This is a genomic window from Mycolicibacterium moriokaense (genome assembly GCF_010726085.1).
GTDB lineage: Bacteria > Actinomycetota > Actinomycetes > Mycobacteriales > Mycobacteriaceae > Mycobacterium > Mycobacterium moriokaense.
This window is the reverse complement of sequence record NZ_AP022560.1, coordinates 4087084-4111628: the sequence shown is the minus strand read 5'-3', so window position 1 is coordinate 4111628 and position 24545 is coordinate 4087084. Positions and strand designations below refer to the sequence as shown.

Genomic DNA, 24545 nt, shown 5'->3' with positions numbered 1-24545 from the left:
TCACACTAGCGTCAATAGCTACGCGAGGGCGGTCAGACGCAGTCGGCGCAGATCATCCGATCGCCGGACTGAAGCGCGAGCCGGTTGCGGTGTTGCACCAGGAAGCAACTGGAGCAGGTGAATTCATAGGCCTGCTTCGGTATCACGCGAACGGTGAGCTCCTCACCGGTCAGGTCGATATCGGGCAGGTCGATCGCGTCGACGGCGTCGCCATCGTCCACATCAAGCACCGCCACGTCGACCTTGCTGCGGCTGCGTGACGCCAGATCCTCCAGAGACTCGTCGCCGATGTCGTCAGCATTCCGGGCACGGGGTGCGTCGTAATCAGTGGCCATTGGCCCCCTCCCTCCAAGATCGGTGCTGGGTTAAACGCCGACCGAGGACCGCATAATTCCCCTCCCATGCGACGTCCAAACGCGTGCGACAGTAACGACGTCACGGATGCGCCCACGTTAGGGTGAGCCGTGGCCGAGATCGCGCCGCTGCGCGTACAGCTGATCGCCAAGACCGAGTTCACACCGCCGCCGGATGTGCCGTGGAGCACCGACGCCGACGGCGGCCCCGCGCTGGTGGAGTTCGCCGGGCGGGCGTGCTATCAGAGCTGGTCAAAGCCAAATCCCCGAACGGCGACCAACGCCTCCTACCTCCGCCACATCATCGACGTCGGCCACTTCTCGGTGCTCGAACACGCGTCGGTGTCCTTCTACATCACCGGAATCTCGCGGTCCTGCACCCACGAGTTGATCAGGCACCGCCACTTCTCCTACTCGCAGCTGTCCCAGCGCTTCGTCCCCGAGCACGACTCCGAAGTCGTCCTGCCGCCGGGTATGGAGGACGACCCCGAGCTTGTGGAGATCTTCACCGCCGCCACCGACGCCAGCCGCGCGGCATACACCGAGTTGCTGGGCAGGCTGGAAGCCAAATACGCCGACCAACCCAGCGCTGTCCTGCGCCGTAAGCAGGCCAGACAGGCCGCACGCGCGGTGCTGCCGAACGCCACCGAGACCCGCATCGTCGTCACCGGCAACTATCGGGCCTGGCGGCATTTCATCGCGATGCGCGCCAGTGAGCAGGCCGACATCGAGATCCGCCGACTGGCCATCGAGTGCTTGCGCCAACTGATCGACGTCGCACCGCAGGCGTTCTCCGACTTCGAGATTTACGCGCTCGCGGACGGCACGGAGGTGGCAACCAGCCCGCTGGCCACAGAAGCGTGAGGCCTAGCGAGTAATCTGCTGTGCGTGAGCACCGGCGGATTCGACGTGACAGCCCAGCTGGGCACCGTGCTGACCGCGATGGTCACGCCGTTCAAGCCCGACGGCTCCCTCGACATCGACACCGCCGCCCGGCTGGCCACCCGGCTGGTCGACGCGGGCTGCGACGGGCTGGTGCTCTCGGGCACCACGGGTGAGTCGCCGACGACGACGGACGGCGAGAAGCTGACACTCCTGCGCGCGGTATTGGAGGCGGTCGGCGACCGGGCCCGCGTCATCGCAGGCGCGGGCACCTACGACACCGCGCACAGCATCGAACTCGCGCGGGCATGCGCGGGTGAAGGCGCGCACGGGCTGCTGGTGGTGACGCCGTACTACTCGCGTCCGCCACAGTCCGGACTCATCGAGCACTTCACCGCCATCGCGGATGCGACGGCGCTGCCCGTGGTGCTGTACGACATACCGCCGAGGTCGGCCATTCCGATCGAGTGGGACACCATCCGCACGTTGTCGTCGCACCCGAACATCGTCGCGATCAAGGACGCCAAGGGCGACCTGCACGGCGGCGGGCAGATCATCGCCGAGACGGGGCTGGCGTACTACTCGGGGGACGATGCGCTGAACCTGCCGTGGCTGGCGGTCGGTGCCGTCGGTTTCATCAGCGTGTGGGGACACATGGCGGCGAGCCAGCTGCGGGACATGTTGTCGGCGTTCAACTCCGGCGACATCGCGACGGCGCGCAAGATCAACGTCGCCCTCGGCCCGCTGGCGGCGGCGCAGTCGCGGCTGGGCGGTGTCACGTTGGCCAAGGAGGGCCTGCGGCTGCAGGGCTTCGACGCCGGAAACCCGCGGTTGCCGCAGATGCCCGCGTCGCCCGAACAGATCGAGGCGCTGGCCGCGGATATGCGGGCAGCCACGGTGCTGCGCTAGTGAACGAAGAACTCGCGCCACCGGGGCCACTGGCCCCAGGGGGCCTGCGGGTGACGGCGCTGGGCGGTATCAGCGAAATCGGCCGCAACATGACGGTTTTCGAGCATCTGGGCCGGCTCCTGATCGTCGACTGCGGGGTGTTGTTCCCCACGCATGACGAGCCGGGGGTGGACCTGATCCTGCCGGATCTGCGCCTGATCCAGGATCGCCTCGACGATGTGGAGGCGCTCGTGCTGACCCACGCGCACGAGGACCACATCGGTGCGATCCCGTTCCTGCTCAAGCTGCGGGCGGACATCCCCGTCGTCGGGTCGAAGTTCACGCTGGCGCTGGTGGCGGAGAAGTGCCGCGAACACCGCATCAAGCCGGTGTTCCAGGAGGTGGACGCCGGGCAGAGTTCCACGCACGGCGTCTTCGAATGCGAATATTTCACCGTCAACCATTCGATTCCCGGCTGCCTGGCCATCGCGATTCACACCGGGGCCGGCACGGTGCTGCATACCGGTGACATCAAGCTCGACCAGTCGCCGCCCGACGGTAAGCCCACCGATCTGCCGGGCATGTCGCGGCTCGGGGATGCCGGTGTGGATCTGTTCCTGTGCGATTCGACGAACGCCGAGATCCCGGGCGTCGGTCCGTCGGAGAGTGAGATCGGCCCGAACATCCATCGGCTGCTGCGCGGGGCGCAGGGCCGGGTCATCGTGGCCTGCTTCGCATCGAATGTCGGCCGTGTGCAACAGATCATCGACGCCTCGGTCGCGTTGGGCCGCAAGGTGGCGTTCGTCGGCCGGTCGATGGTCCGCAACATGGGGATCGCGAAGGAACTCGGGTATCTGACGCTCGAGAACGACGACGACATCATCGACATCGGCGCCGCGGAGATGATGCCGCCCGAACGCGTCGTGTTGGTGACCACCGGCACCCAGGGCGAGACGATGGCCGCTCTGTCGCGGATGTCGCGCGGCGAGCACCGCAGCATCACGCTGACGCCTGGCGATCTCATCATCATGTCGTCGTCGCAGATACCCGGCAACGAGGAAGCGATCTTCGGCGTGCTGGATGCGTTGGCGAAGATCGGTGCGCGCGTCGTGACGAACGCCCATGTCCGCGTGCATGTCTCGGGGCACGCGTATGCCGGGGAGCTGCTCTTCCTCTACAACGGCGTGCGGCCACGCAACGTGATGCCGGTGCACGGCACCTGGCGGATGCTGCGCGCCAACGCCGGGTTGGCGGCGCGCACGGGTGTGCCGGAGGAGAACATCGTGCTGGCGGAGAACGGCGTCAGCGTCGACTTGGTCGCGGGCCGGGCGTCGATCGCGGGTGCGGTGTCGACGGGGAAGATGTTCGTCGACGGGCTCGTCAGCGGGGACGTCGGTGAAACGGTCGTCGGTGAACGGCTCACGCTGTCTTCGGGTTTCATCGGGATCACGGTCGTGGTGCGCAGCGGCACAGGCAAGATGGCGGCCCCGCCGCACCTGCACTCACGCGGTTTCTCGGAGGATCCGAAGTCGCTGGAACCCGCCACTCGTAAGGTCGCGGAAGCGCTGGAAGCCCTTGCCGCGGAACGGGTCACCGACGTCGCACGGATCGCTCAGGCCGCGCGGCGCGCGGTCGGGAAATGGGTCGGCGAGACGTATCGCCGCCAGCCGATGATCGTGCCGACGGTCATCGAGATCTAGTTTTGTTGGCCGGACGCCTGGGCGCCCGCTTGGCGCCGAAATAGAATTCCGGGTCGCTGAGACGTGAATTTCACGACCCTGGCGGCCATTTCGGCGCAAACTAGCAAGAGTCGGCGAGTGCGCCTCAGCGCTTGTTGACCGACCCCGCATCGACCGGCAGCGTGACGCCGGTGACGTAGCGGGCCTGATCGGAAACCAACCACGCCACCGCGTTGGCGATGTCTTCGGGCTGCAGCACCTGTACCGGCAGCGCGTTGCCCATATCCTGTGGGGTCTTCTCGGCGATACTGCCCAGCCACTGCCGGGTGGCCTCGTTGTTGATCATCGGGGTGTCGACGCCCGCGGGATGCACCGAGTTCACCCGAATGCTGTGCTGGGCAAGCAGATTCGCGTACAGCCGCACCAGGCCGACGATGCCGTGTTTGGCCGCGACGTATCCGATGGCGCCGGGGTCGTGGCTGCCGACGCCGACCAGGCCCGCCACCGAGCTGGTGAGCACGATCGCACCGCCCTCACCCTGCTCGATCAGCGTCGGGATCGCCACCTCGACAGTGTGATACGCACCCGTGAGGTTGACGTCGATGACGTCACGCCAGCCGTCCGCGTCCGACTGCATCGGCGCGATACCCGCGTTGGCGATCACGATATCCAACCGACCGAGCTCGTCCAGCCCGGCCTGGAGCGCCTTCTGCAGCGCCGCCTGATCGCGAACATCGGCCTGTTGCGCGACGATTCGGGCGCCGGTGTCCTCGACGAGCTTGACCGTGCGCGCGAGATCGTCAGGCGATGCAAGGGGATAGGGGACCGAGGCGATCTGGTCGCAGATGTCGACGGCGATGATGCTCGCGCCGTCGGCAGCCAATCTGACCGCCTCGGCTCGTCCCTGACCTCGGGCGGCCCCGGTGATGAACGCGACTTTGCCGTCGAGGGCACCCATTACGGACGCAGCGCACCCTTCGCGGGATCGCCGGCGACCACCGGCTGCAGCATCTTGATATCGGGTGCGCCGTCGAGGAGTTCGCCGACGGTGCCGAAGAGTTCGGCGACCGCGGGCGCCTGGCTGTGTGCGGTCAATGCATCGGTGTCGGCCCACTGCTCGACGAAGACGAACGTCCCGTCCGACTCGTGCAGGGAATACAGGTCGCAGCCCGGCTCGGAGTGCACCGCCTCGATGGCCTTCCTGCAGGCGTCGCGGACGGCGTCCACGGACTCGGGCTTGGCTTTCATGGTCGCGACGACGGTGACGGGCATGGCGGTGTACTCCTCGGTGAGTGCCTGCTGGACGTCAGTCACCCTACTCAGCGAACCTAACTAAATGCCGGGCTACCCGGCGTTCACCCCAGATCGACCCATATGACGATGGCCGCCATCACCACCGCGAGGATTCCCAGCCCGATGGCATCGCCGGCATGCAGCTGCGTCGCGTCGGTCTTGGCGATGCGCAGTTCGCGAGCGATCAGGAATAGTGGGAACGTCACGCTGATGGCGGTCACCGCACTGCCGATCAGGTACAGCCATACGAACTTGACCCCGTGTTTTCGCGCCTCGGCCACCATCAGGATCGCGAGCGGGATGCCGAGCATGAACAGATCGACCGCGATCGACCGCGATGCCGGGGTCACCTTGAGGTCGTTGCCGAAGGCCAGGAAGTTTTCGCTCCCCATGTAGGCCAGATTCTGGCTCCACGTGGCGATCAATGCCCCCACCGCGGTCAGCGCGTAGACGGCAATGAGCGCCTTCGAGGAGGTCGGCAGGCTTGCTGCCTGGGTTTCTGTGGTCATTTCGGCACGCTACGACGGGTCCGGCCCCCAATTGATACCTTTCTGTGACCCGTGTGGCAGATGGTGATTGTGGGGCTGTTGCGACTAGGCTTACAGACATGCCTAGTAAGACCGCCTCGCGCTCTGGCAGCCGTTCTAGCAGGTCAAAGGCTGGCACGAGGACCGGATCACGGACCACCCGGAAGCGGAAGCCTGCGCCGCGGCGGAGCCACTCGCCGATTTCGGCGGCCGGCGCCACCGTCGGCCGCGGCGTGCGCGCCGGATGGCTGATGCTGGCCAAGGGCGCGGGGACGACGGCGCGGTCCGTCGGTCGCGCCCGCGATCTCGAACCCGGCCATCGCCGCGACGGCATCGCTTTGGCGTTGCTCGGCATCGCGGTCGTGATCGCCGCGAGTTCCTGGTTCGACGCGGCGCGGCCCGTCGGCGCCTGGATCGACACCGGTCTGCGGGTGCTCATCGGTTCGACGGTCGCGCTGTTGCCGCTCGTGCTGGCCGTCATTGCGGTGCTGCTGATGCGCACCGAGCCGGATCCCGAGGCCCGGCCACGGCTGATTCTGGGCGTGTCGATGATCGTGCTGCCCGTGCTGGGACTGTGGCATCTGGCGGCGGGTTCGCCGGCCGATCCGGGCGCGCGCCAGCACGCCGCCGGCTTCTTCGGGTTCGCGATCGGCGGTCCGCTCGCGGACGGACTGACGGCATGGATCGCGGCGCCGCTGCTGTTCATCGGTGCGATGTTCGGCCTGCTTCTGCTGACGGGCACGACGATCCGCGAAGTGCCCGAGACGGTGCGGACCCTGTTCTCCGCGCGCGCGTTCCGCGGTGACGACTACGACGACGAGTACTACGACGACGAAGAAGACGCGGTCACCGGCGACGTCGACGACTTCTCCGACGGCTATTACGACGACCCGTCCGGATACCGCGACGACGCGGCGCTTGCGTGGCCGGGAGCAGGAGGTCCCGGTGGCACGCCGATGGACAACTACCCGCTCGACGATGACACGCCGACCATTCCCGAGCCCACCGCCAGGGCCCGCAAGAAGAAGCCGGCCAAGACCAAGGTCGTCGACCGTGTGGTGGAGGGGCCGTACACGCTGCCGTCACTGGACCTGCTGATCGCGGGTGATCCGCCGAAGCGGCGTAGCGCGGGCAATGACCGGATGATCGAGGCGATCACCGAGGTGCTCGAGCAGTTCAAGGTGAACGCCACGGTGACGGGCTGCACCCGCGGCCCGACCGTCACCCGCTACGAGGTCGAGCTCGGCCCCGGCGTCAAGGTCGAGAAAATCACCGCGCTACAACGCAATATCGCCTACGCCGTCGCCACCGAGAGCGTGCGCATGCTCGCGCCCATCCCGGGCAAGTCGGCGGTGGGTATCGAGGTGCCCAACGTCGACCGCGAAATGGTCCGGCTTGCCGACGTGCTGACCGATCCGGCCACCCGTAACGATCACCACCCATTGGTGATCGGCCTGGGTAAAGACATTGAGGGCGAATACATCTCGGCCAACCTGGCGAAGATGCCACACCTTCTGGTGGCCGGTTCGACCGGGTCGGGCAAGTCGAGTTTCGTGAACTCGATGCTGGTGTCGCTGCTGGCGCGCGCGACGCCTGAAGAGGTCAGGATGATCCTGATCGACCCGAAGATGGTGGAACTGACGCCGTATGAAGGCATTCCGCATCTGATCACGCCGATCATCACGCAGCCGAAGAAGGCCGCGGCGGCGCTGGCGTGGCTCGTCGAGGAGATGGAGCAGCGCTACCAGGACATGCAGGCGTCGCGGGTGCGCCACATCGACGACTTCAACAGGAAGGTCCGATCGGGGGAGATCACCGCGCCGCTGGGCAGCCAGCGCGAGTACAAGCCCTACCCGTACATCGTCGCGATTGTCGACGAGCTCGCCGATCTGATGATGACCGCCCCGCGCGACGTCGAAGACGCGATCGTGCGCATCACCCAGAAGGCGCGCGCTGCGGGCATCCATCTGGTGCTGGCCACCCAGCGGCCGTCGGTGGACGTCGTCACCGGGTTGATCAAGACCAACGTGCCGTCGCGGCTGGCGTTCGCCACGTCGTCGCTGACCGACAGCCGCGTCATCCTCGACCAGCAGGGTGCCGAGAAGCTGATCGGCATGGGCGACGGCCTGTTCCTGCCGATGGGCGCGAACAAGCCGCTGCGCCTGCAGGGCGCGTTCATCACTGATGAGGAGATCCACGCGGTCGTCGACGCCACCAAGGCGCAGGCGGAGCCTGAGTACACCGAGGGCGTGACGACGGCCAAGCCCACCGGCGAGCGCACCGACGTCGATCCGGACATCGGCGACGACATGGACGTGTTCCTGCAGGCCGTCGAGCTGGTGGTCTCGAGTCAGTTCGGCTCGACGTCGATGCTGCAGCGCAAGCTGCGGGTGGGCTTCGCCAAGGCGGGCCGACTGATGGATCTCATGGAGACCCGCAACATCGTCGGCCCCAGCGAGGGGTCCAAGGCGCGCGAGGTGTTGGTCAAACCCGACGAGCTCGCTGCGACGCTGATGATGATCCGCGGCGACGCGGGAGCCAGCGACGACGAGTAGTAGCGATTTCGGCGTGCGGGGTCACGCTCAGCGCGACTAAGCACGCCGAAATCGCTAGAAAACCAACAGCATTCGGGTGTTGCCGAGGATGTTCGGCTTGACGTAGGACAGGTCGAGGAACTCCGCCACGCCGGTGTCGTACGAGCGGCACATCTCCTCGTACACCTCCGCGGTGACCGGCGTTCCGTCGATCTCCTTGAACCCGTGCCGACTGAAGAACTCGACCTCGAAGGTCAGCACGAAGATGCGTTCCAGATGCAACTCCCTGGCCACTTCCAGCAGCCGGTCGACGATCGCGTGCCCGACGCCCTGACCCCTGACCTTGGGGTGTACCGCCACGGTGCGCACTTCGCCGAGGTCGGACCACAGCACGTGCAGCGCGCCACAGCCGACCAGTTCGCCGTCGAGTTCGGCCACCCAGAACTCCTGGACCGACTCGTAGAGCGTCACCAGGTTCTTCTCCAGCAGGATCTTGCCGGAGTAGATGTCGACCAGAGCCTTTATCGCTGGTACGTCTGACGTCCTGGCCCGCCGTACGGCCACCCGTGCGGGATCCACGCTCACACGTGGAGAGTATCGGTTTGAGCAACCGATATTCTGTTGCGGTGCCGGGTGAACCCACCACTGATCCAGTGGTTCCGCGCGCCCGGGTGGCGAACATCGCCAACGTGCTCACAGGAGTGCGACTGGCGCTGGTGCCGGTATTCCTCGTGGTGCTCTTCGTCGGTGACGGCCACGAAACGTTCTGGCGGATAGTCGCATTCATCGTGTTCGCCGTCGCGGTGATCACCGACAGGTTCGACGGCGCCCTGGCGCGCAGCTACGGAATGGTCACCGAATTCGGCACGCTGATCGATCCGATCGCCGACAAGGCCCTTATCGGCGCCGCGTTGATCGGCCTTTCGGTCATCGGTGACCTGCCCTGGTGGGTGACGGTGGTGATCATGGTGCGTGAGATCGGCGTCACGGCTCTGCGCTTCGCGGTGCTGCGGCACGGTGTCATCCCGGCCAGCCGCGGCGGAAAGCTGAAGACCCTCGTCCAGGCCGTGGCCATCGGCCTGTTCGTGATGCCCCTTTCGGGTCCGTGGCTGACCGGGGCGTGGGTCGTGATGTGGATGGCCGTGATCCTGACGGTCGTCACCGGCATCGACTACGTCATCTCGGCGATCCGCGACTCACGCGCCCGCCCCGCCAAGCTCTGAACTGGGGTTTCTGCCTAGTCGACACCGATGTCGGCAGCGATCTGCACGATCCGGGAACCCGTCGCGGGGTTTCGGCGTTGCCCTAATACAGACGACCGGCCTGGAAGGGGAGCACGATGACGCCATTGCTGCGCGAGGTGATCGGCGACGTTCTGCGCCGCGCCCGCACCGAGCAGGGGCGCACCCTGCGTGAGGTGTCCGATGCCGCTCGTGTCAGCCTCGGCTACCTCTCAGAGGTCGAGCGTGGCCGCAAGGAGGCCTCCAGCGAGTTGCTCAGCGCCATCTGCACCGCGCTGGACGTGCCGCTGTCCCGGGTGCTCTCCGAAGCCGGCGACGAAATGGGCCGTGAGGAACTCGCCGCATTCGAACGCGAATCGGTCGGCGCGGCCAATATCGATGCCGCGACCAAGGTTGTCATTCCGCAGGTTGTGTCGATGGCGGTTGCCTGAGCGGTGTAGGTGCGGCAAGGTCCACCGACCCGATAGATTGGGCTGCACGGTAAGCCGGCGGCCCACGGCCGAGACAACGACAGACACGAAGGCGGAACGAACCGATGGCCAATCCGTTCACCAAGGCGTGGAAGTACCTCATGGCGCTGTTCAGCTCCAAGGTCGACGAGTATGCCGACCCGAAGGTGCAGATCCAGCAGGCCATTGAAGAGGCCCAGCGCCAACACCAGGCATTGACGCAGCAGGCCGCCCAGGTCATCGGCAACCAGCGTCAGCTGGAGATGCGGCTCAACCGTCAACTCGCCGACATCGAGAAGCTCCAGGTCAACGTTCGCCAGGCGCTCACGCTGGCCGACCAGGCGACCGCCGCCGGTGATGCCACCAAGGCCACCGAGTACACCAACGCCGCCGAGGCGTTCGCAGCGCAGCTGGTGACCTCCGAGCAGAGCGTCGAAGACCTCAAGACGCTGCACGACCAGGCGCTGCAGGCGGCTGCGCAGGCCAAGAAGGCCGTCGAGCAGAACGCCATGATGCTGCAGCAGAAGATCGCCGAGCGCACCAAGCTGCTCAGCCAGCTGGAGCAGGCCAAGATGCAGGAACAGGTCAGCGCCTCGCTGCGGTCGATGAGCGAACTGGCGGCTCCCGGCAACACCCCGAGCCTCGACGAGGTGCGCGACAAGATCGAACGGCGCTACGCCAACGCGATCGGATCCGCGGAGCTGGCGCAGAACTCGGTACAGGGCCGCATGCTCGAGGTGCAGCAGGCCAGCGTGCAGATGGCGGGGCATTCGCGCCTCGAGCAGATCCGCGCGTCCATGCGGGGCGAGCAGTTGCCAGCCGGCGGCGGGGCCGCCACCGCACCGGCGACGCCGGCAACCAACCAACAGGCGACACCGGAAAACCCGCTGTCGCAATAACTTCCGTGAGGACCAGCAGTGAATTCGCGAGCGAGTAGACCGGAGGCCTGGCGCTCGTTGGCTCAGCGCGGTGTCGACACCGCAGCCGAGTGGTCGGATGTGCTGGCCGAAAAGCTCAACGCCGCAGCGGATCCACGTGCGAAGTTGTTGCGAAAGCGTCGCTGGGCGCTGCGGCTGGCCGTGTTCTTCGCGGTGTCGACGGTGTTCTGGATCGGCGTGACGGGTCTGTTGTCGGCATGGGAGACACCGTTCTGGGCACTGTTCATCCCCGCCCCGATCGCGGTCGGCGCGGCCTTCTTGGCAACGCTGTCGTTCCTGCGCTACCGCTGGCTGCGTCGTGAGCCGTTGCCGCCGCCACGGTCGAGGACCGCGCGCCGCCTCCCGCCGTGGGGTTCGGCCGCCCGCCAGCCGATGGCCGCACTCGCCGCCTCTGAGCGGGGCCTGCATTCCCTGCTGGGTGTGATGGAGCGAGGCCGGCTGCTTCCGCCCGACGAGCTCCGCGAGCTGACCGAGGCGGCCAATCAGACCGCCGCGACGATGACCGCCACCGCCAACGAGGTGGTGTCGATGGAACGGGCGATCAGCTCGGCGCCACAGTCGCGTGCGCATCTGGCCCCCACCATCGCGGCCTTCACCGCGCAGCTGGAGCAGGGTAGCCATCAGTACAACGAGATGGTGACCGCCGCAGCGCAATTGGTGTCGGCGGCCAACACCGGGTCGATGTCGAGCTCGCCCATGGTGCAGCAGCGCTATCGCAGCGAGCTGTCCAACGCCACCGATCGTCTGCTGGGCTGGGCGCAGGCCTTCGACGAGCTGGGGCGCCTGCGCAGGGCCTAGCCGCAGCGCACTCCCAGCTGTTCCGCGACGAACTCCGTGGTCAACCGGTGCCACTTATCGACGTCCCGCAGCAGATAGTGGCCCGCGTCCGACAGCCCCAGCCATCGCGCGTCGACGCCGCGCTCACTGGCCCGCCGGGTCTGGGCTCGCGATGAGCGTGGGTCGGTCCAGTTGTCGGCGGTGCCGTGCAGGGTCAACAGCCTGCTTCCGGCCGGCACCAGGTCGGCGTCGTTATGCGGCCACCAGGGCGCCAGCGCGACGATTCCGACGACCTCGCTGCGTGCCGCGAGATGCACCGCGACACGCGCACCCATCGAATGGCCGACCAGCACCACGCGCCGGGAACCGATGTCGCGCTGCAACGTCTGAAGGGCGGATTCCGCATCGCGAAGAGCATCGAGGTCGGGACTGTTCCAGCCCCGCTTCCGGTACTGCACACGGCGCACCTTCACCGAACTCCCGAGGCTGCGCCGCAGTGACCAGGCCAGCCACTCCATCCGCTGGTTGGCCAGTTGCCAGGTCCGTGCGGGCGAGGTGTCCCGGGGTTTGCCGCCCGGCAGCACCAGAACGCCGCCACGCACATCGTCGTCTCTACCCACGATGGCTATTCGTCGCCACCGCGCTCATGGATGGGTGCTAGACGTCGTGCGAACTGGACGGCCCCGACCGGGGGCCGTAGCGCTCGATGTACGCCTGGTGGATGTGGGCGTTCTTCTTGCGGGAGAGTTCGTCGACGAGGCTCGGGTCCAGACCGTGCTTACGCAGCATGTGGCGGCGCCACACCTTGTTCAGTGCGTGTGAGAAGAACACGAACGGGATCAGGATCGGCAGCGTCATGGACAGGTGAACGTCCAGCGTGGTCGGGATGAACCAGAATGGGAGCAGGATCACGAACGCCGGGATGAAGACGCGGATCATCATGCGGACGGTCGCGCCCTTGCCCGCCAGGTCGTTGCACACCCAGTCGTGCATGGACGGGGGCAGACGCCGGCCGTAGCAGTAGCCGATGTATTCGACCAGGTTGGGCCGGGTGCGGGCGGCTTCGGTGCTCATAACGAGCCCGAATGATATCAACCGCGCAGGTTACAACGTTGCGCGCAGCGAGGGGAACACCGTCGCCGCGATACCGCGCACCGCCCCCTTGAGGAAGTCGAGCGTATCGAAATAGTCCCGCCACAGGGTGATTCGGCCGCCGTGCACCTCGAACACCCCGCACACCCAGAACTGAATACGCAACGGTCCGAACACCATGGCGTCGGTGCGCTCGGTGAGCACCGCGTTGCCCTCGGCCGCGATGCGGTGAATCTTCACCTCGAAGCCCATCCGGCCCTCGCCCCGCCGCATCAGGCCGACGATGCGCTGGCGGCCGCGGATGGTGGGATAGCCGACGTTTTGCCATTCGATGTTGTCGGCCAGCGAGCGATCCACCGTGTCGAAGTCCTGGTCCTGCAGTGCGTAGAGAAACGTCTCGACCGTACGGACGTTGTCGATGTCGGTTCTCACTCCGGAAGCCTGGTCGGTCATGTCCCCAAGCCTATTGTGTAGCGCTGTGGCATGGTAGGCCGAATGCGCGTCGCGGTCGTTGCCGGACCCGATCCCGGGCATGCTTTTCCGGCCATTGCACTGTGTCTTCGCTTTCTGTCCAATGGGGATTCACCCACGCTTCTCACCGGCACGCAGTGGTTGACGACGGCGCGAGACGCCGGGATCGACGCGGTCGAGCTCCTCGGGCTGGACGCCACCGAGGACGATGACGATGCCGACGCAGGGGACAAGATCAACCGGCGTGCCGCGCGGATGGCGGTGCTCAACAAGCCGCAGCTGGCAGAGCTGGCGCCGGACCTGGTGGTGTCGGACGTGATCACCGTGGCGGGCGCGTTCGCCGCCGAGCTGCTTGGCCTACCGTGGGTCGAGCTGAACCCCCAGCCGCTGTATCGGCCGTCGAAAGGCCTGCCGCCCATCGGCAGCGGGCTGGCGCCGGGCGTCGGCGTCCGCGGCAAGATCCGCGATGCGGTGCTGCGTGCGCTGTCCGCCCGATCATGGCGGGAGGGGTTGCGGCAACGTGCAACGGCGCGGGCCGAGATCGGTTTGCCCGCAGACGATCCCGGTCCGCGGCGACGACTGATCGCCACCCTGCCGGCGCTGGAGCTCCCGCGACCGGACTGGCCGTCGGAGGCCGTGATCGTCGGTCCGCTGCACTTCGAACCGACGTCGTCGACGCTGGACATCCCGGCCGGCTCGGGACCGGTGGTGGTCGTCGCGCCGTCCACCGCGAAGACCGGCACCGGTGGCCTCGCCGAGTTGGCGCTGGAGGTGTTGACGCCAGGGGACACCCTTCCCGAGGGGTCGCGGCTGGTGGTGTCGCGCCTGGAGGGCCCCGAGGGTCCGGTGCCGCCGTGGGCGGTGGTCGGACTCGGCCGTCAGGACGAACTGTTGTCGAAGGCCGACGTGGTGATTTGCGGCGGTGGGCACGGCATGGTGTCGAAGACGCTGCTGGCGGGCGTCCCGCTGGTGGTGGTGCCGGGCGGGGGTGATCAGTGGGAGATCGCCAATCGCGTTGTGCGACAGGGCAGTGCGCGACTTATCCGACCGCTTACCGCGGAGGCATTGACGGCGGCGGTGATCGAGGTGCTGTCGTCTCCCCGGTACCGGGAGGCCGCACGCCGCGCCGCGGCGACCCTGGCTGATGTCGAGGATCCGGTACGGGTGTGCCATGAAGCACTCATCGACAAGGCGTAAGTTGGCGACGTGCGGTTGACGGAATTCAACGAGCTGGTCGAGGCGCAGTTCGGCGCGGTGCGCGCGTCGTCGATGCTGGTCGACCACGTGCTGACGGCGCTCGATGGGCGCACCGCCGTGCAGGCCATCGAGGACGGTGTGGATCCACGCGACGTCTGGCGTGCGCTGTGCGCCGATTTCGACGTCCCGCGCGACCAGTGGTGAGCCGGCGCATGCTCAAGGAGCCGCGCTTCTGAGCGCGTTGACCAGGTCGAGGGTCACCTGCGTCGCGTCGGCGAGAGCTGCGGCGTCCGTGTCGCTCAACGTTCCGCACATCCAATCCCAGTGTGCCGACACGGTTTCCGCGGGAGCGGGCGGTGGGGCCAGCGACTGCCCGTCCTTGCGCCAGCGCACCGTTTCGGTACGGGGTTCACCCAGCGTCAGTGCACCGGCTTCCAATGACAGTGGCCGCGCGACGATTTCAGCGTGATCGCCCGCGACCGAATCGACAACACCCCAGCGTATGCGGCAGTCCTGCATGACACGCAGCGGCGTTGTCTGGTCGCGATCGAGGAACCGGATCCAGGGATATACGACGAAGACGTGAAAACTGTGGTGCGCCAACGCGTGTACGGCGTCCGGTAACGCCGTCAACAGCCCGGTGACCTGGCCGGTGAAGGCGCGACGCAGGCGTGACACCAGCTCGGTGGGATCGACCTTGTCCAGCAGAGGCCCGCCGATCCAATAGCTGCGCACGACGTCTTCATCGAGCGGGTCGGAGATACCTGCCGCATCGGCGATGGACTCCAGATACGGCCATGCACCATCGAACTCGCGGGCATGCGAGGCCAGGTCGGTGTGCGCGACCTCGGCGGGTCCGCAATAGCCCAATTCGTTTGGCGGATACGCGTAGCGGGCGAAGGTCTCGTGCCCGCTCATTCAGCAGATCCGGGGTAGTTGTTCGCCGATAGGCAGGTCGACGACGCGGGTGCCGCCCAGCGCCGTCCTGGCGGACACCATGCCGGGATGCTCGGCGACACAGCGACCGATCACCGCGGCGCGAGTGCCGAGCGGATGCGCGTGCATGGCGCTGAGCACTCGATCGACATCATCGGGTGCGACGAACGCTAGCAGCTTGCCCTCGTTGGCCACATACAGCGGGTCGAGACCCAGTAGCCCGCACGCGTCACGGACCTCGGCGGGTATCGGGAATGCGCGCTCGTCCAAGGAGATTCCGACGCCGGCGGTCCTGGCGATCTCGTTCAGTGTCGCGGCGACTCCGCCCCTGGTGGGGTCGCGCAGCGTGTGGATATCGGCACCGGTATCGATCATCGCGGCGACGAGTCTGTGCAGCGGCGCCGTGTCGCTTGCCACGGTGGTGCCGAACTCCAGCCCCTCGCGGCAGCTCATCACCGCGACACCGTGGGTTCCGATGTCACCGCTGATGATCACCACATCACCCTCGGTGGCCCGCTGCGGCCGGATGTCTGCGCGTTCGTCGACAAGACCGATCCCGGTGGTGTTGATGTAGACGCCGTCGCCGTGTCCGGCGTCGACGACCTTGGTATCGCCGGTCACCAGCTTCACACCGGCCGCCATCGCCGCCGTTCCCACGGCGTGGGCGACGTGTGCGAGTTCGTCGAGGGGCGTGCCCTCCTCGAGGATGAACGCCGTCGACAGCACCACCGGCTGCGCCCCCGCCATCGCGAGATCGTTGACCGTGCCGTTCACCGCGAGATCGCCGATCGTGCCGCCGGGGAAGACCAGCGGTTTGACCACGAAGGAATCGGTCGAGAAGGCCAGCCGCACATCGCCGATCGGTAGCACCGCGGAATCGCCCATGGCCGCGTCGGCGGCGGAACCGAAGGCGGGCAGAAAAAGGTGTTCGATGAGTTCTGCCGACATCGCCCCGCCGCCACCATGCCCCATCACGATGTTCGGTGCATTGCGCAGCGGGGCGGGACAGACCCAGGCCTCCATGTCGATGGTGGCGCCGGGCTCCGCTGGGGAGTCAGGCATTCGACACCTCCAACCGTCGGTACAGATAGTAGGCGGCGCACGCGCCCTCCGATGAAACCATCGTGGCGCCAAGCGGATTACGCGGTGTACACACCGTGCCGAACGCCTCGCACTGGTGCGGTTTGATCAGGCCCTGCAGTACCTCACCCGATCGGCATATCTGCGATTCCTCGGTGTGGATGTCGGTGACGGAGAAGCGGTGCTCGGCGTCGTAGTCGCGGTAGGCGTACGAGAGCCGCCACCCGCTGCTCGGGATCATGCCGATGCCGCGCCACGATCGGTCGGTCACCTCGAAGACATCCAGCAGCATGGCCTTGGCCGCCGAGTTCCCTTGGTCCTGCACCGCCCGTGGATAGGCGTTCCCCAGTTCGTGGCGGCCCGATTCCAGCTGCAGCACCGTCCGCCGGATTCCTTCCAGGATGTCCAGCGGTTCGAATCCGGTGACGACGATCGGCACGCCGTACTTGTCGCACAGCGGTGGATACTCCTCGGTCCCCATCACCGTGCAAACGTGGCCCGCCGCCAGGAACGCCTGGACACGGCACGTCGGCGACTCCATGATCGCCGAGATCGCCGGTGGCACCAGGACGTGGGACACGAGCAGTGAGAAGTTGTCGATGCCGGTGCGTTTGGCTTGATAGACGGTCATCGCGTTGGCGGGTGCGGTCGTCTCGAAGCCGATCCCGAAGAACACCACCTGCTTGGCGGGGTTCTCCTTCGCGATCCTCAACGCATCCAGCGGCGAGTACACGACCCGTACGTCACCGCCGCGGCTCTTGACACCGAACAGGTCCGTCTCACTGCCGGGAACCCGCAGCATATCGCCGAAGGAGCAGAAGATGACGTCGGGACGGGCCGCGATCTCCAGTGCCTTGTCGATGATCTCCAACGGCGTCACACAGACGGGGCAGCCGGGCCCGTGGATCATCTCGATGGTGTCCGGAAGCAACTGGTCGATGCCGTGTCGGATGATCGAATGGGTCTGTCCACCACAGACTTCCATGATCGACCATCGTTGACTGGTCGCGGACTTGATCTCGTCGACGAGGCGGCCGGCGAGTTGCGGGTCGCTGAACTCATCCAAGTACTTCATGGTTTCACCTCGTTGGTTGATGTGGCGGGGTTGTCGAGGCCGGCCTGCTTGGCGGCCAACTCGAACCCATCGGTGAACTCCTCCTTCAACACGCCGAGGTGTTCGAACTCGGCGAGCGTCCGCATCGCCGATTCCTCGTCGAGCCGCTGAAGGGCGAAACCGACATGGACGACGACGTATTGGCCGATTTCCGCGTCGGGTATATACTCCAGGCAGACATCCTTCTTGATTCCGCCGAAATCGACGACCGACATCAACGTGCCGTCACGCTCGTCGATGCTGACAATCTTCCCCGGTACCGCCAGGCACATCAGCGGCCTCCCTTCCTCATGAGGAATTCCCCACCAACAGTTGGCCCAGTGCGATTCCACCGTCGTTCGGTGGCACGAATCGATGCGTGATCACGTCGAAACCCTTGTCCCGCAAACCACGCAGCGTCAGCCGCAGTAGCAGAGCGTTCTGGAACACTCCACCCGACAGCGCGACGGTGGGCGCATCGGTGACGACGGTGGAGGCCAGTCGAACGACCAGGTCCGCGACCGCGTGATGCAACCGGGCGCCGACCACACCGGCGGTCACGCCCGCCCGGGTGTCGGCGACGACGGCGGCGAGTACGGGCGCCGGATCGATCACTGCAGGCACGTGGTCGGCATCGACGGCGAATCGGTAAGTGGCTGCGCCACAGTCGGCGTGGCGCGACAACCCTTCCAATTCGATGGCCGCCTGCGCCTCGTAGGCGACGATCTGACGGACGTCGGCCAGCGCCGCGACCGTGTCGAACAGGCGTCCCATGCTGGACGTCGGAGCGCAACCCAGACCGGTTTCGAGCTGGTGCGCCAGCACGCGTCGCTCGTCCTCCGGGCACGCCTGCATCGGCGCCAGGTCGTCATCCCAGGGCATGCCCGCGGCCCACAGGTGCGCCAGTGCCATCCGGTACGGCCGCAGCACGCTGATGTCCCCGCCGGGCAACGGTACGTACTTGAGATGCGCCAGTCGCCGGTAACCCTTGTAGTCGGCGAGCAGCACCTCGCCACCCCAGACGGCGTTGTCAGGCCCGTAGCCCGTTCCGTCGAACGCGAACCCGAGGACCGGGCGAGATCCGTCCAGGCCGTGTTCGGCCATGACGGCCGCGATATGCGCATGGTGATGCTGCACCGTCCGGACCGGGCGGTCCGCGGCATTGCGGTGCGCCCAGGCCGTCGACCGGTACAGCGGATGGGCATCGGCGACAAGCACGTTCGGTGTCACCCCGGTGAGTGCCTCCAGATGTTGACGTGCCGAGTCGAATGCCGTCAACGTCGCGAGGTCGTCCATATCGCCGATGTGCTGGCTGAGCCAGGCGTACTTGCCGTCGGCCACCGCCAGCGTGTTCTTGAGGTCGGCGCCGACCGCCAGCGTCGGCAGCACGGCCGCAGGCAGCGCGACGGGCAGCGGTGCATATCCGCGCGAGCGCCTGATCGGCAATTCATTGTCATCGACCACCCGCAGTACCGAGTCGTCGCACGGTACGAGGATCTGCCGATCATGCATCAGCCATGCGTCAGCCAACTTCGAAAGCCGTTCCAGGGCATCGTCGTCGGTGAAGCAGATCGGATCGCCGCCGAGGTTGCCCGAGGTCATCACCAGCGCCGTCGGGCCGGACTCGTCACCGGGCAACCCGAACAGCAGCGCGTGCAGCGGTGTGTAGGCCAGCATGACGCCGAGGTCGGGATTGTGCGGGGCCACCGAAGGCGCCACCGGGGCCGCCTCCTGGCGCGGCACCAGCACGATCGGCCGTTGCGTACTCGACAGCAGACGTGCCGAGCCGGCATCGATGTCGGCGAGAATCCGCGCGGACGCCAGGTCCGCCACCATCACCGCGAAAGGCTTGTCGCCGCGCCGCTTTCGCCTGCGCAGCTCGGCCACCGCGTGCTCGTTGGCGGCGTCGCAGGCGAGGTGGTATCCGCCGATGCCCTTCACGGCGAGGATCCGCCCGTCGGTCAGCAGCCGCCGGGTCTGCCGCAGCGCGGCTTCGGCTTCGGTCGTTCGGCCGTCGCGGTCTCGAAAGCGCAGCGTGGGGCCGCACTGTGGGCAGCACACCGGTTGGGCGTGGAATCGCCGATCGGCCGGGTCATGGTATTCGGCGGCGCAGTCGTCGCACATGGGGAACGGCGCCATGGTGGTCGACGCACGGTCATACGGGAGCGATGCGATGATGGTGAACCGCGGTCCGCAATTGGTGCAGTTGACGAACGGGTGGCGGTAACGACGGTTCGTCGGATCACGCAGTTCGGCATCGCATTCGGCACACATCGCGACGTCGGGGGAGGCGAGTGTGCGGCCCTTGGCCGATCTCGATGTGTCGGCGATGGTGAATCCGGTTCCGCCGACCACGGGGATTTCCCGGGTCTCGATCGATTCGATGACGGCCAATGGTGGCGGCCGGTCGCGGAGGCGGTCGAGGAAGTCGGCGATCTGGGCGGCGTCACCCTCGACCTCGATCACCGCGCCCGCGCTGTCGTTGCGTACCGACCCTGACAGGCCGAATGCCGCCGCGCACGCGTAGACGAAGGGCCGGAATCCCACCCCCTGCACGACGCCGCGCACGCAAACCCGGAGTCTGCGCCTACCGGTCATGGTGAGGCCTTGGAGATTTCGCCGGAATCGGGACCGCTCCCCATCATCTTCAGCCCGGCCAACGCGGCGTCGGCACCCGCCTTGTCGGTCTTCTCGACGACGAACCCCATGTGGATGATCACCCAGTCACCGGCGTTGAACGTCTCCTCGGGCAGCATGCCGACGTTGACCTTGCGATTCTCGCCCGCGACGTTGACCAGGGCAAGCTGGTCGCCGTAGCCCTCCAGCATCCTGACGACCTGCCCCGGGATTCCCAGACACATCGCTCAGCCCTCCGCCGGAGTCGGTGCCCGGGCATGGAGTTCGGCCAGTAAGCCGTTGATGGCCTCGACGGCTGCAGGCACCGTCGCAGCGACAGGTTCCGACAGCCCCATGCCGTCCTCGGTGCTCTCGACTTCGCAACCGACGACGATCGTCCGCGGAGCCGTGCCACCCAGCGCGTTGAGCGTCGCGAACACGGCCGCCGGGTCCATACTGTGCGCTTCGAGACCGGCGGTCGGCGAGAGGGTTTCGTGATCCGCCTCGAAAACGTGCAAGGTACCCGGTGCGCCACGGTTGGGCAGCGCGTCGACGAGGACAAGTGCGTGCCATTCCTCCAGAAGGTCGTAGGCGAGGTGCATCCCCCTGATTCCGTAGTCGACTGCGCGCACGTCTGCGCGGAGCGACTGCCCGGCGACATGGCGCATCACCTCGGGTCCGAAACCGTCGTCTCCGAGGAAGATGTTGCCGATCCCGGCGACCAGGACACGGTCATTCATCTTGTTGGCGAACCCAACCTACATGTTGCGCATCTTCATGTACCGCCGCACATCGGGGATGGAGCGGAGTCCGATCACCACTCCGCCGATGATCACCACGGCGATGACACCTGTTGCGACCCAACCAATTGCTTCCATCATGAACTCCTATCTGGGCTGACCACTCTGCTTTCGATCGGTTCGACTTCGTCCGGCATGAAGTACAGGTACCGGCCGTATGAGTCGGGCATCTCGACGTCCGGATCGTCCTCGACGATGACGCCCACGTACTGCTGACCGTCGACGTCCTCATGGACGGAGATGACTCGGGCGCTCCTGCCCGCGAAAAAGATGTCCTGCGCATCGGCGCGGCGAGACGGGCGCAGCAGAACTCGGCATCCCGCCGAGACGCGCACACCGTTGACCAGCACGGCATCGACATCGGGTCGAACGGCGCTGTCGGCGACCGGATCCCACCAATCGACGCCTTCCGGGACATCCGGGATCAGGCCGGCCGACCTCATCTGCTCGTCCAATGCGTCGAGTCTCGGGTCGGGTCCCATTTCTGAGCTGTGGGGGTCACGCAGGATGCCGTGCAACTGCGCAAGTGCTTCCGGTGTCATCGAATCGCACCGGTCGATGATCGCTGCCGCCAGCGGGTCGGTGGCCCGCGCCTGCGCCTTCTCCTCGTCGGTCATCGTCATGATGCGCAGCGTGAGGATCTCGTCGATCTCGGTGGCGTCGTAGAGGGCGCCCTCGCTCTGCTCGGCGATTTCCGGGTGGTCGTAGAGGATGATCGGCGAGATCAGCAACAGGTCATGTTCACCCGGCTGCCCTGCGAGCACCGGGAAGCAGCGGTGCTGCTCGAGACGCGACACCGCGTCCACAGCGGATTCCGGCGGCTCCAGCAGTGAGATGAACTCCCCGCCAACCACTTCGGCGATGATGTGGGTGCCGATCAACGACGTGGCGATGGCTTCGTCCTTGTCGGCCGCTTCGGCGCCGGTATTGCGAACCGTCACGCTGATCCGGTAGAGGTCGCTGTCGCGCTCCGCGGCGATGGTCAGCTCGGCGTTGACGGCGGATCTGCTGCGGACCAGTCGGCCGACGTCGACGTGCTCGACGTCGCTTCCCTCGACCGCCGCCACCCGCAAACTGCGTGGCCGTGCAAGGTCGTTGAGATCGAAGGGGCCATACGACAGTTCACGCTCGACCGCTTCGTCCCAGGTGACCCATGTCTGGGTGCCGCCGGTCAGTTCGTCGACCGGTTCGAAGGTTCCGCCGCCGAGATCGCGTTCCGCGCTGCGGTGCTGCAGCTGGAGAAAGCGCACGACGAGTGTCAACGCGCTGTCGCCGTCGACCAGGAACTGCGCCGACAGCCTGTCGTCCTCGCCGATGCCCACATCCGAGGCGGCCGGTGGTCCGACCACCCCGAATTGCCAACGGGATTGGTTCTTGGCCGATGTCGCGCGGTAGGGGTAGAGCAGGTAACCCTCGTAGAGCACCGCGTCGGCGACGGCGCGCGCTCGCTCCCAGCCGGGTTTCACCGGACCTCCTCGGCCGCAGGGGCCTGGGCGAGCAATGTGGTGACGGCACCGTCGAAGTCGAGCAGTCCGCGGTTTGACTTGTAGGCGGCGAGCGCGGACACGGTGTCATGCCCGAGCCGCACCCACCCGGTGTTGGGGTAGTGGATCCGAACGAGGTCGTTCCACACCGACACCGGCATGTCATGGCGGGCTTCGCATTCCCACGACACCTGGCGCACCGAGAAACCACGTTCGCCCGGCATGAACACCGTTCCGCTGAACAGAAACAGCAGTGGAGCGGCGCCGTCGCGCAAGGCGTGCAGATACTTCGACGCCGTCACCTCGAAGTCGTAGGTGCACTCCAGTGGCAGCGAGAACTCGCTGGCACCGGTGAAGCCTTGGACCATCGCGGTGCTGTGCTGCCACAGGAAGGTGCGTTGAGTGCTCGCCCACCGCTCGCGCGGCCCGAACAGATCGAGCAGGCCCGCGGCCTCGTCGTCGGAGTACGGCCGCCGCAATGGTTCGATGCGGATCTGGCAGCGCAGCGCGATCGCCTGAATCGGCTCGTCGTCGCCGGCCGTTACGGCTATGCGCGCGATCAGTTGCGGTGTGACCGAAAACTGTTCTGCGGCCACGTCGACGATGGTGAACGTCAGACTGTTCACGTCGAGGCCACCTTGCTGCGTTCCCTGATCCGCTCGAAGAACTCGTCGACGAACTCTCGGACTTCGTGGCCACCGTCGAAGCCCCGCCACAACATTCGCAGCCTGCCCACGAACTCGTAGCAGGCGTCGATGGGGACCAGGTAGCACTCGGCGGGTAGGTCGGGATCTGCATGGTCGCGGTCGGGGACGCGCACCAGTAGGGCCTCGACGTCGTCGGCCAGCATCGCAAGTCGGCTGTCTGCGCCGTTGATGGAGCTCCACGTGTCGAGGTTCAGTTCGGACTCGGTGGCACCGGCTGGGCCCGGATAGAAGGCGACGGTCTTGTCCATCTCGGAGTTGTGGAAGAAGAACGCCAACCCGACCGGGATCTGCAGCGCTTCCCACGCTCGACGGTCCAACGCGAAATCGGAGAAGGTCAGATATCGGTCCGGCACCGCGCGATAGCGGAGCTTGGCGTGCGGATCGGTGAACAGCAGATAGCAGGCGCGGCACGTGCACATCAGTTGGCGCGCAACCACATTGACGACGTGTTGATGCTCGTCGGTGATCGGTTCGGCGCACATCTCGCATCGCTCGCCCGCCGACTGCACGGGCGGCCTGTTGGCGCGTATTCGCGTGAGAACGTCGAAAGCGCTTTCGCCGGCCATCACATCACCCCGGTTGCCTCGGCGTGCACCGCGACGGCCAGGACTCCGTCGCGGCGGAGCAGGGGGATCGGGTCGAGATGTGTGCCGTTCACGCCGGTGCCCGCGTGCACGACGTCGAAATGTGCGTGGCAGCGTGGACAACGCAGAACCGCCTGTCCAACGGGTGCGCCCATCGGACGGTGCAACGCAGCGCCCGCCATCGAGTCGTGGCACTGGCCGCACCGATCGTGGTAGGCGTACAGCTCGTCGCCTACCCGGCACGCCAGGATCGGCACTCCGGCGATGAGGAATCCGCCCACCTCACCTGGGTGCAGATCCTCGATCTCGGGCAGCGGCTGCCAGGCGCCGTTGTGCGTGCCCTTGGTGTGTACGCGGCTCATCAGCGAGTCCACCGAGATCAGGCCGGACGAGTTCGCGGCCTCTGCGGTGACGACTTCGATCGCCGTGATCTCGGGTGCGGCCGCACGCACCGCGTCTTCGACGGCGAATTCGAGTGTCACCGCCGACGACGGACAGCTCTTACAGCTGCCCGCGAACCGCAGCCGCACCACGGGGCCGTCGGCTCCGTCGACCACGTCGAGCAGGGCGACGTCGCCGCCATGGGAACCGAGATACGGCCGGACGCTGTCGAGGGCGTCCTCGATCCTGCGCTCCCTGCCGTGCGGGTGGAGCCCGTGGACGAGCATCAGGCTGGCGACGAGTTCGTCGGCCGCGAATCGATCGACGAGTTCCGGTGCCGATTCGGCGGTGATGGTGACGATCCGGGTGAGGGCGGCGCCGTAGAGGTCCGTCAGCTCGGCGGCGAGTTGTTGGGTCCGCTCGTGCACGACGGTCCCGCTGCCCGCACTGGCGTCCAGCAGGGTCTGAATCCGGTCACCTGCTGAACGCCACCGTGTTTCGTCGTCGAGTGCCTCCGGGTCGTGGTGTCCAGTCGAGGCCATA

Annotated in this window: 30 protein-coding genes; 10 read left to right on the top strand and 20 right to left on the bottom strand. The window is 66.6% G+C overall.

The features are described 5' to 3' along the window. Positions 1-32: 32 nt before the first annotated feature. On the bottom strand, positions 33-335 hold the full coding sequence (locus G6N43_RS20195; RefSeq protein ID WP_083149797.1) for a DUF4193 domain-containing protein: 303 nt from the start codon (positions 333-335) through the stop codon (positions 33-35). Between the two features lie 129 nt (positions 336-464). Between G6N43_RS20195 and thyX the strand changes: the two genes are divergently transcribed. From thyX to G6N43_RS20180, 3 genes are read left to right on the top strand one after another with little or no spacing between them, the layout of a single operon-like run. Then, positions 465-1217, top strand: a complete 753-nt coding sequence (gene thyX / locus G6N43_RS20190) for an FAD-dependent thymidylate synthase (protein ID WP_083149796.1) — start codon at positions 465-467, stop codon at positions 1215-1217. A gap of 18 nt (positions 1218-1235) precedes the next feature. Next, the gene (dapA, locus tag G6N43_RS20185; protein WP_179968046.1) at positions 1236-2144 is read left to right on the top strand and encodes a 4-hydroxy-tetrahydrodipicolinate synthase; all 909 of its coding nucleotides are present in this window, start codon (positions 1236-1238) and stop codon (positions 2142-2144) included. Continuing rightward, positions 2144-3823, top strand: a complete 1680-nt coding sequence (locus tag G6N43_RS20180) for a ribonuclease J (protein WP_083149794.1) — start codon at positions 2144-2146, stop codon at positions 3821-3823. The genes dapA and G6N43_RS20180 overlap by 1 nt, the downstream gene beginning before the upstream one ends. A 124-nt stretch (positions 3824-3947) precedes the next feature. On the opposite strand, the gene G6N43_RS20175 is transcribed toward G6N43_RS20180, so the two are convergent. From G6N43_RS20175 to G6N43_RS20165, 3 genes are all read right to left on the bottom strand, one after another. Beyond that, positions 3948-4760 (bottom strand): mycofactocin-coupled SDR family oxidoreductase, encoded by an 813-nt coding sequence (locus G6N43_RS20175; protein WP_083149793.1) that lies wholly within the window; start codon positions 4758-4760, stop codon positions 3948-3950. Beyond that, entirely contained in the window at positions 4760-5074 is a 315-nt protein-coding gene (locus G6N43_RS20170; protein ID WP_083150023.1) for a putative quinol monooxygenase, read from the bottom strand. Before G6N43_RS20170 ends, G6N43_RS20175 begins: the two co-directional genes overlap by 1 nt. An 83-nt stretch (positions 5075-5157) precedes the next feature. Continuing rightward, positions 5158-5604, bottom strand: a complete 447-nt coding sequence (locus tag G6N43_RS20165) for a DUF2834 domain-containing protein (protein ID WP_083149792.1) — start codon at positions 5602-5604, stop codon at positions 5158-5160. Positions 5605-5873: 269 nt separating this feature from the next. Here G6N43_RS20165 and G6N43_RS20160 point away from each other — a divergent pair, with 269 nt between their 5' ends. Further along, positions 5874-8177, top strand: a complete 2304-nt coding sequence (locus G6N43_RS20160; RefSeq protein WP_407664917.1) for an FtsK/SpoIIIE family DNA translocase — start codon at positions 5874-5876, stop codon at positions 8175-8177. Positions 8178-8231: 54 nt separating this feature from the next. Here G6N43_RS20160 and G6N43_RS20155 read toward each other — a convergent pair whose 3' ends face one another. Next, positions 8232-8741 (bottom strand): amino-acid N-acetyltransferase, encoded by a 510-nt coding sequence (locus tag G6N43_RS20155; protein ID WP_083156175.1) that lies wholly within the window; start codon positions 8739-8741, stop codon positions 8232-8234. Positions 8742-8782: 41 nt separating this feature from the next. Here G6N43_RS20155 and pgsA point away from each other — a divergent pair, with 41 nt between their 5' ends. From pgsA to pspM, 4 genes are all read left to right on the top strand, one after another. After that, positions 8783-9379 carry a CDP-diacylglycerol--glycerol-3-phosphate 3-phosphatidyltransferase gene (gene pgsA / locus G6N43_RS20150; protein ID WP_083156177.1) on the top strand — a complete coding sequence of 199 codons (597 nt, stop codon included), beginning with the start codon at positions 8783-8785 and terminating at the stop codon, positions 9377-9379. Positions 9380-9495: 116 nt separating this feature from the next. Further along, positions 9496-9828: a transcriptional regulator ClgR gene (gene clgR / locus G6N43_RS20145; RefSeq protein WP_083156179.1), complete on the top strand. Its 333-nt coding sequence runs from the start codon at positions 9496-9498 to the stop codon at positions 9826-9828. A 104-nt stretch (positions 9829-9932) separates the two neighbouring features. After that, entirely contained in the window at positions 9933-10745 is an 813-nt protein-coding gene (gene pspA, locus G6N43_RS20140) for a phage shock protein PspA (RefSeq protein WP_083156180.1), read from the top strand. Between the two features lie 18 nt (positions 10746-10763). Next, positions 10764-11582 (top strand): phage shock envelope stress response protein PspM, encoded by an 819-nt coding sequence (pspM, locus tag G6N43_RS20135; protein ID WP_083156182.1) that lies wholly within the window; start codon positions 10764-10766, stop codon positions 11580-11582. Here the strand turns inward: pspM and G6N43_RS20130 are convergent. From G6N43_RS20130 to G6N43_RS20120, 3 genes are read right to left on the bottom strand one after another with little or no spacing between them, the layout of a single operon-like run. Next, positions 11579-12181 (bottom strand): alpha/beta hydrolase, encoded by a 603-nt coding sequence (locus tag G6N43_RS20130; RefSeq protein ID WP_234810227.1) that lies wholly within the window; start codon positions 12179-12181, stop codon positions 11579-11581. The genes pspM and G6N43_RS20130 overlap by 4 nt on opposite strands. 37 nt (positions 12182-12218) lie before the next feature. Continuing rightward, positions 12219-12635, bottom strand: a complete 417-nt coding sequence (locus G6N43_RS20125) for a DUF5313 domain-containing protein (protein WP_083156185.1) — start codon at positions 12633-12635, stop codon at positions 12219-12221. Positions 12636-12665: 30 nt separating this feature from the next. Beyond that, positions 12666-13106: a limonene-1,2-epoxide hydrolase family protein gene (locus tag G6N43_RS20120; RefSeq protein ID WP_083156334.1), complete on the bottom strand. Its 441-nt coding sequence runs from the start codon at positions 13104-13106 to the stop codon at positions 12666-12668. Between the two features lie 42 nt (positions 13107-13148). Between G6N43_RS20120 and G6N43_RS20115 the strand changes: the two genes are divergently transcribed. Both G6N43_RS20115 and G6N43_RS20110 read left to right on the top strand, forming a co-directional pair. Beyond that, positions 13149-14321 (top strand): glycosyltransferase, encoded by a 1173-nt coding sequence (locus tag G6N43_RS20115; protein ID WP_083156187.1) that lies wholly within the window; start codon positions 13149-13151, stop codon positions 14319-14321. A 9-nt stretch (positions 14322-14330) separates the two neighbouring features. After that, positions 14331-14525 carry a DUF3046 domain-containing protein gene (locus G6N43_RS20110; RefSeq protein ID WP_083156189.1) on the top strand — a complete coding sequence of 65 codons (195 nt, stop codon included), beginning with the start codon at positions 14331-14333 and terminating at the stop codon, positions 14523-14525. Positions 14526-14537: 12 nt separating this feature from the next. Here G6N43_RS20110 and G6N43_RS20105 read toward each other — a convergent pair whose 3' ends face one another. From G6N43_RS20105 to G6N43_RS20055, 12 genes are read right to left on the bottom strand one after another with little or no spacing between them, the layout of a single operon-like run. Continuing rightward, the gene (locus G6N43_RS20105; protein ID WP_083156191.1) at positions 14538-15239 is read right to left on the bottom strand and encodes a DUF6390 family protein; all 702 of its coding nucleotides are present in this window, start codon (positions 15237-15239) and stop codon (positions 14538-14540) included. Continuing rightward, positions 15240-16319, bottom strand: coding sequence for a hydrogenase expression/formation protein HypE (hypE, locus tag G6N43_RS20100; RefSeq protein WP_083156193.1), 1080 nt, complete (start codon positions 16317-16319; stop codon positions 15240-15242). Further along, complete coding sequence (gene hypD / locus G6N43_RS20095; protein ID WP_083156195.1) at positions 16312-17412, bottom strand: hydrogenase formation protein HypD; 1101 nt, start codon at positions 17410-17412, stop codon at positions 16312-16314. Before hypD ends, hypE begins: the two co-directional genes overlap by 8 nt. Continuing rightward, a complete protein-coding gene (locus tag G6N43_RS20090) occupies positions 17409-17723 on the bottom strand; it encodes a HypC/HybG/HupF family hydrogenase formation chaperone (protein WP_083156197.1) in 315 nt (104 codons plus the stop codon). The genes hypD and G6N43_RS20090 overlap by 4 nt, the downstream gene beginning before the upstream one ends. A 16-nt stretch (positions 17724-17739) precedes the next feature. Next, positions 17740-20028 carry a carbamoyltransferase HypF gene (gene hypF / locus G6N43_RS20085; RefSeq protein WP_083156199.1) on the bottom strand — a complete coding sequence of 763 codons (2289 nt, stop codon included), beginning with the start codon at positions 20026-20028 and terminating at the stop codon, positions 17740-17742. Continuing rightward, on the bottom strand, positions 20025-20291 hold the full coding sequence (locus G6N43_RS20080; protein WP_083156201.1) for a HypC/HybG/HupF family hydrogenase formation chaperone: 267 nt from the start codon (positions 20289-20291) through the stop codon (positions 20025-20027). Before G6N43_RS20080 ends, hypF begins: the two co-directional genes overlap by 4 nt. 3 nt (positions 20292-20294) lie before the next feature. Then, entirely contained in the window at positions 20295-20786 is a 492-nt protein-coding gene (locus tag G6N43_RS20075) for a hydrogenase maturation protease (RefSeq protein ID WP_083156203.1), read from the bottom strand. An 18-nt stretch (positions 20787-20804) separates the two neighbouring features. After that, positions 20805-20924: a DUF6893 family small protein gene (locus tag G6N43_RS31100; protein ID WP_407664807.1), complete on the bottom strand. Its 120-nt coding sequence runs from the start codon at positions 20922-20924 to the stop codon at positions 20805-20807. Next, entirely contained in the window at positions 20924-22312 is a 1389-nt protein-coding gene (locus G6N43_RS20070) for a hypothetical protein (protein WP_083156205.1), read from the bottom strand. Before G6N43_RS20070 ends, G6N43_RS31100 begins: the two co-directional genes overlap by 1 nt. Then, positions 22309-22956, bottom strand: a complete 648-nt coding sequence (locus G6N43_RS20065; protein ID WP_083156207.1) for a DUF6084 family protein — start codon at positions 22954-22956, stop codon at positions 22309-22311. The genes G6N43_RS20070 and G6N43_RS20065 overlap by 4 nt, the downstream gene beginning before the upstream one ends. Continuing rightward, complete coding sequence (locus G6N43_RS20060; RefSeq protein WP_083156209.1) at positions 22953-23603, bottom strand: DUF5947 family protein; 651 nt, start codon at positions 23601-23603, stop codon at positions 22953-22955. The genes G6N43_RS20065 and G6N43_RS20060 overlap by 4 nt, the downstream gene beginning before the upstream one ends. Then, the gene (locus tag G6N43_RS20055; protein ID WP_083156211.1) at positions 23603-24544 is read right to left on the bottom strand and encodes a NifU family protein; all 942 of its coding nucleotides are present in this window, start codon (positions 24542-24544) and stop codon (positions 23603-23605) included. The genes G6N43_RS20060 and G6N43_RS20055 overlap by 1 nt, the downstream gene beginning before the upstream one ends. Position 24545: the final 1 nt, after the last annotated feature.